This window comes from Candidatus Aquicultor sp. (assembly GCF_054640775.1).
In genome coordinates this window covers 1-6,407 of sequence record NZ_JBTSLF010000146.1, presented here as the reverse complement: position 1 = coordinate 6,407, position 6,407 = coordinate 1, and the positions used below count along the sequence as shown (strand labels likewise).

Annotated in this window: 8 protein-coding genes; 2 read left to right on the top strand and 6 right to left on the bottom strand. The window is 40.5% G+C overall.

The features are described 5' to 3' along the window. Nucleotides 1–127: 127 nt before the first annotated feature. The 6 genes from ACYC56_RS11145 to ACYC56_RS11120 form a co-directional block, all read right to left on the bottom strand. Nucleotides 128–994, bottom strand: a complete 867-nt coding sequence (locus tag ACYC56_RS11145; protein ID WP_461374253.1) for a DUF5667 domain-containing protein — start codon at nt 992–994, stop codon at nt 128–130. A gap of 126 nt (nt 995–1,120) precedes the next feature. Next, complete coding sequence (locus tag ACYC56_RS11140; RefSeq protein ID WP_461374252.1) at nt 1,121–1,441, bottom strand: hypothetical protein; 321 nt, start codon at nt 1,439–1,441, stop codon at nt 1,121–1,123. Between the two features lie 82 nt (nt 1,442–1,523). Next, nucleotides 1,524–2,219 (bottom strand): hypothetical protein, encoded by a 696-nt coding sequence (locus ACYC56_RS11135; RefSeq protein ID WP_461374251.1) that lies wholly within the window; start codon nt 2,217–2,219, stop codon nt 1,524–1,526. Further along, nucleotides 2,216–2,791 (bottom strand): RNA polymerase sigma factor, encoded by a 576-nt coding sequence (locus ACYC56_RS11130; protein WP_461374250.1) that lies wholly within the window; start codon nt 2,789–2,791, stop codon nt 2,216–2,218. The genes ACYC56_RS11135 and ACYC56_RS11130 overlap by 4 nt, the downstream gene beginning before the upstream one ends. 2 nt (nt 2,792–2,793) lie before the next feature. Further along, complete coding sequence (locus ACYC56_RS11125) at nt 2,794–4,884, bottom strand: LssY C-terminal domain-containing protein (RefSeq protein WP_461374249.1); 2,091 nt, start codon at nt 4,882–4,884, stop codon at nt 2,794–2,796. A 5-nt stretch (nt 4,885–4,889) separates the two neighbouring features. Continuing rightward, nucleotides 4,890–5,102 (bottom strand): helix-turn-helix domain-containing protein, encoded by a 213-nt coding sequence (locus ACYC56_RS11120; protein WP_461374248.1) that lies wholly within the window; start codon nt 5,100–5,102, stop codon nt 4,890–4,892. A 53-nt stretch (nt 5,103–5,155) separates the two neighbouring features. Here ACYC56_RS11120 and ACYC56_RS11115 point away from each other — a divergent pair, with 53 nt between their 5' ends. Together ACYC56_RS11115 and ACYC56_RS11110 are read left to right on the top strand one after the other, a co-directional pair. Next, complete coding sequence (locus tag ACYC56_RS11115) at nt 5,156–5,593, top strand: hypothetical protein (RefSeq protein ID WP_461374247.1); 438 nt, start codon at nt 5,156–5,158, stop codon at nt 5,591–5,593. A 252-nt stretch (nt 5,594–5,845) separates the two neighbouring features. Next, on the top strand, nt 5,846–6,244 hold the full coding sequence (locus ACYC56_RS11110; protein ID WP_461374246.1) for an HAD family hydrolase: 399 nt from the start codon (nt 5,846–5,848) through the stop codon (nt 6,242–6,244). Nucleotides 6,245–6,407 lie beyond the last annotated feature (163 nt).

Sequence of the window (6,407 nt, the reverse complement as noted above, 5' to 3'; positions counted from 1 at the left end):
CTAATCTTTTTTGAATTCGGATGTCGCAAGCGGAGGAGGAGGGGTTTGGGGAGGAATCCTCCGCTTGCTCCACTGTTTTCTTTTGGCGAATTTCGGGCGGGAGCATTACTAATTTTACACCCGACCACTACTCATTGCTTTCAGTCGTCGTTGAATTTTGATCGCCCTGATTTGAGGAATTTGAATTTTGAGAATTATCTTTCTTGCTATCTTTTTCTCCCGCCTCCGGCTGTTCTACAGCCTCCTTTGGTTCTTCAACTTCTTCCGGCTCGTCGGCTTCCTTTGCTTCCTCCGCCTCTACTGCCTCTTGTTCTTCTTTCTGTTCAACTTCTTCTTTTTTCTGATCATCCTTGCTCATTTCTTTTTCTATATTTTTCTGTTCGTTTTGGAGAGAATTTTCAAGCTGGTCTTTTTTCTGTCCAAGTGCGTCAATCTGTCCGTCAATATCATTGAGCTGTGCTTCCAATATTGCTATCTGCGCGGTGTCTCCGACACGGCGCGCCTCGGCAAGAAGATTCGTTTTGATTTCCTTACGTTGGGCTTTGAGTTGCGCTTTGGCGTCTTTGAAAGTTTGCTCCAAAAGTTTATCTCGCGCGTCAAATTCGTCATTCAACGTTTTGGCGAGAGCAGATACGTCCTTACCAGATATTTTCTCCTCACTTACAATCTCTGCGGCATACGCCACATTGGCTTGAAGAAGCGACTCGGCTATCGCAAGCCCTTTGGCATTAACACCTTTTTTCTCAACCATGATTTTAATCTCCGCAATACGCTCTCCCGCAAATTCAATTTGGAGCTTAGCTTTTGCCTCGGGATTAAAGGTAAAGAATTGTCGCAGGTTTTCGCCAAGACGATCAAGGAAATAGAAAGAGCTTTCTGGAGTTAAACCGGCTGAAGGAAGTGCAACTTGTGGGCTTTGCGCAAAAGCAGTGCCACCCGCAAAAGTAAAAAGAGCTACTAATGCAAATACGCTGGATATAAATGTTTTCTTCATAAATATATTATATATATTGGTTAATTTATCTACTGTTCATTTTATTATAACATACCCCCAATTTGCAAACAACAGAAAACGCCCATACAGTATGAGCGTTTTCTGAATTGAAGAGATAAAAGAAAATTATTCTACTCCCTCAAACTGATGGTCAACGTTGTCACCGACATCTTCGTGTCCACCCGGAGCTTCGTTTGCCTCAGCACCTGTTTCTGGAGCTTCTACGCCCCCTACTTCATTTGCCTCAAGGGTAGAATCCGGCTTGCCGTCGTTCGTCTGATCTTGGATGTTATCAGTATCAGGTCCGGTTGTCTGTTCCACTTGTTGAGCAGGCGGTGTGTTCTGTGCTGGCGGTGTATTACTCTGAGCGAACGCCACGCTACTGGCGATACCGAGTACTGCAAGAGGAATGCCTAGTAAACCAAGATATCCAATTTTGTTTTTCATAGTGTTGAATTTAGTTCGTTAATTTACTTGTATCGACCTTTCACTAATTACTACGCAGGTCGATGTAGGTTCCTTTCAAACTTTAATTATTCCAAGGGAACACTTGCCCAGCGCGAAACAGCAAGCTGTCTTTTTGAGTACCGATGATTTTTATTATTGCTCCCTGTCGAATAATCAAGTCGTCATTACCTTGTATCTCGCTCGTATTTACACGCCAACTTTTCTTATGGAAATCAACAAGCTCAAACTCTTCCGAACTAATTATTGTAGTGACGGTACCACCGAGCAGACCTTTTTCAGGCTGTGACCACGCATCTTTTGAGGTATATGTAAGCACATCATAAGACGGAACTGTCTCAACAAGAAAATCCTGCACGCTTTCACCGACGCCTATGGTGTTAAATGTGATTCCAAAAAATATACTGCCGATCAAAACTGCCGCTACTATTCGTGCCATTGCGTAACGATACCCAAATTTAGTATTGCGCACAGCATATTTTGTGACACCAGTTAATATGACTAAGGTCGCAAACCAAAAGTAAGGGATTGCGGACAAAATATCTTCAACAGCGCTTTGCTTAAGGTATACCCTCACGCTTGCCTCATGGTCAATAAAAGTAAAAATAATAATAGCAATGGCAATACCACCGAGGATTGTAGAAAAAATTGCAAGCGACCATAGTACCCACCGTTTCAAAAGAAACTGCCATCGAGGACGCGGCTCAATGCCTTGCTTCTTGATTTCTTCTATGACTTTTTCAGGTAATGTTTTGTTCATAAATTTATATTTTTTGTGGTTAAAATATCGTTGAGACGTTTTTTCCCTCTATTGAGGAGGGTTCCAACAGTGCCTTCCGGAATTTTAAGAATATCTGATATCTCAGTGTAACTCTTTTCTTCAAAAAACCGCAGGACGAGTACATCGCGATATTGCTCATCTATCTCCGTAAGGGCTCTGCGTAAGATATCCCCATTTATTTTTGCATCTAAAAATCCAATTAAATCCGTCTCATCCGCAATGTTTTCAAATAGGCGGGTTTCTTCTTCGGTTGCGACAGGCATTGGGCGAATTCTTTTTTTGCGGTAAAAACTAATCGCTTCATTATGTGCAATACGATACAGCCATGAAGAAAATTTTAGATCAGTGTCATAGTCGTTAAGGTTAATATAAACCTTGATAAAAATATCTTGAAGTAAATCATCTGCGTCATTGACATCTCTACAACCTAAACGGGTGACATAACGACGGAGCGGAGATTGGTAACGACGAATAATTTCAACGAAGCTGTCTTTGTTTTTCTTCGTGTCTAATACAAGTTCTTGATCGGTTTTAATATTTGGTTTATCCATACTTAGCGCAACATGATGATATAGGCTTCCCCATTCGTGAAAAACGCATCACCACTGAAATTTTCTCCCAAGACAGGATCAACGAATTTTTCTTTTGCAAAACTTGATATAACTCCCGCGTTTTCTAAATCAGAAAATAAGAGCTCTTTTTCTGTATCAATATCCGGTTTGATAGTATGTGTGATAAGCCACTTCACGCCAACATCTTGGCTCGCCGTTCCAACATACACACGATTGCCGTCTTGGGTTTCAAATTGCGTACGCCAAAACCTTGCATGGTGCCGCTCGCGCACACTTTGGGCTTCGGTCGGTTTTTCAAAACCAAAATCATGCACTTTGGTATTCCAAAATGACGGAGTCATCGGCGCGGTAGGATTGTTTTCGTTCAAGATTGCGGACTTGGCAAGTTTTGCCACAGAAACAAAAGTTGCAGAGTCTGCCCGATACCATCCCGCGCCCTGCATAGCACCCACGAACGACTGATCGTTTTTAGCAATCACAACAAAACTTAACGGCTCTTGCTGTGCGCCAATCAATGTTTCAGTAAAACGAGAAATTTGTTTATCTCCGAATATGCCTAACACATCAGTAGCTACGACTACACTTGGTATTTCTTGGCGTACGATTGGCGGATTGTAATGGCGAGCAAAATTCACATAGAAAACGATTTCCGTAAGAATAAGAAGCGAGATAACAATCTTAGTTTTCTGTGTGGGAGTAAATAATAGTAATGGTTTACGATGTTGTAGCCATTCCGAGATAGTAATTCCTATGAGAAGCCAAAGCGCGCCTAAGAGATAGCCGCCCCATACATCGCTCAAAAAATGAACACCAAGATAAAGTCGGCTTAGGCCAATTGCTAAAATTAAAACGATACCAAAAAATAAAATATTGATTTTATACTTCCACTTTTTTATTTGCCGAAATAAGATGTAACCAAGAAAACCATAGAACGCAACAGCTATAGTTGCGTGTCCGCTCGGAAAAGAAAAGGTATCTTCAATATATAACGCAACATCGGGACGCGGACGATGAAACGCCAATTTTCCGAGAGAGTTAAAAATCTCACTTCCGATAATCGTTACCCAAAGAGGGAGCAAGTATATTCTCTTCTTCCACAACCAAAGAATAAAAGATAGAACGACCGTCGCGCTCACTACAATTTGCCATTTTCCAAGCAAAGTTATCCAAGTGAAAATTTTTATCAGCTCGGTGTCTCGGAAGGCGAATAAAAGATTTGCTACGCGAGTATCTGCCGCAACAATAACATCGGAAGTGATGATGTCTTGAATAACGCCGAAAAAGAGAGAAAGAACATAAATAAAAGCGACAAATAAGAGAGTGAGTGGGAGTCCGGAAAAATTTTCTCTGTTTAATCTTTGCTTGATGAAATGAAAAATGTTCGGATGATTTTTTACAAAACGCTCCACATCGGGATTAGTGATGACGGCATTTTTTATTGAAAGTAGTATTGATTTTATAAAATGAAAGAATGACCCACTTTTCTTTACGATAAACCAAATGACAACCAGCAATAAAAAGAAAGAGAAAAGGAAAATTCCCATTCTTGACGACCATATTTCTATCGTTTTGATTGCCCCACCAAAAAAATAACCGAGAAGAAGATGGGCCGCCGCCCACAAAAACGCGCTAGTCACATTCCACAGCAAAAACGACCATTTGTTCATTTTGGACAACCCTGCTACAAATGGAACGATTGACCGAATGGGGCCGATAAATCGGCCAAGAAAAATACTTTTATTGCCGTACTTCTTAAAAAATTGTTCGCCTTTTTCTAAGTGGCTAAGTTTTAAAAGTTTATTTTCCGCGCGAAAAAGTTTTGTTCCTCGTGTTCCCAAGTAATAACTTAAACTATCGCCGAGTATCGCGCCGATTGCGGCAAACCAAATCAAATCCCCAAGATCAAGATAACCTTGAGCCGAAAAGAAGCCCGCGAGCACAACAATAATAGCTCCGGGGACTACCACTCCGACAAAGGCCAACGACTCTAACAAAGAAACCAGCGCGACAACCCAATAACCCCAAATACCGAGGTGTTGAAATGTTGGCAAAAAAGAATTTAAAAATTCCATAGTTATTATTTCATTAAATCATCAATACTTATTCCCAATCCTTCAGCAATTTTCATTACTGTCTGAATTGACGGTTTTGTTATAACATTTGATTCAATTTTGGTCAGTGTTGTGTAGGGAATATCGCACTTTCTCGCAAGAGCGTCCTGTGTCAATCCTTGCTTTGCTCGAAAGACTTTTATTTTATCCCCAACCTCTTTATTGTGTTTGCTTTCCATAGTATGATAGTATAAGTATGAGCGTTGAAACTAACCCTCACAACTATACTAACATGAACAACACTTTTTCTCAATTTATGCCCGCCCGAAATTCGCCAAAAGAAAACAGTGGAGCAAGCGGAGGATTCCTCCCCAAACCCCTCCTCCTCCGCTTGCGACATCCGAATTCAAAAAAGATTAGCCGAGTGTTTTGTGAAATCCTTTCCCCAAAAAATAGTTTTGGCAAAACCGAGTCCGTATTAGTCCCGCCACCTGCCCGAATACTTAGAGGGCAGAACACCAAAGAAAAATGTCCTTTCCTTTTTAGAAGAAATTGGTCGCGCGCAAATCCGAAAAGCAAGGAACATTTTTCTTTGGTGTCCGCCGAGGCTCTGCGAGGCGGTGGCGGGGCTGATTCATTCGTTCAGTTTCCGTTCGAAAAAGGTTCGCGCAAAGTGTATAATTACAGCACCAATATAAAAAACGTTCATTTTGAGCGTTTTTTATATTGACGCATAGAGAATACAAACTGCTTTGTATTTGTGAGGACTTGAACAACGGAGCATGTGCGAGTAGCTACGAGCACAGCGAGTTGGCGCCTAGACAAATTTTTATGACGATAAAAATTTAGTCGGAGGAAAGTCCTTCTGAGCGCACAAAATGAAGACACCTCTGTGGTGTTTTTTGTTTGTAATGGATTTGTTTTTTGAGAGGGTATATACTTCTAGTAAGTTGTGTGTCTATTTTAAAAAATTAATAAAACCATGAAAACAATTTTAGTTGATGCGGTAGATACCTTTGTTATAGAAGGTAGGGGAGTATTTGAACCCATGTATGAATTGCTTGAAAAATATTCCAACAAGAAAATTATTCTTAGTAATGCAAACGATGAACAAATAGTGCCGTTTAGTTTAACTAATCTTCCGTATGAATTGTTTACGCTTAAGCATAATCCAGACAAAGTGGATCCAGAGTACTTCAATAAAATGTTAATCCACTACAATCTCACCAAAGACGACGTGATTTATTTTGAACACAATCTAGATGCAGTCAAAAGTGCTCAATCGGTAGGTATTATTTCATATCACTACGATAGTGAAAAACAGGATTTAGAGGGATTAAAACAGTTTCTTGATGAGAACTTGGCGTCTCAAAGTGTATGAACCAAAATCTTACAATAAAAATATTTAAATATCCGTTACTTCAAGAGAGTATTAAAAAGGACGTGGAGAAGTTATTAGACGAAAGTTTTGGAATATCGTCTGGGGCGGATCCTCAGCGTGTTCTGAACAGTAAAGACACTCACTACAGTAATCCCGTTGAATA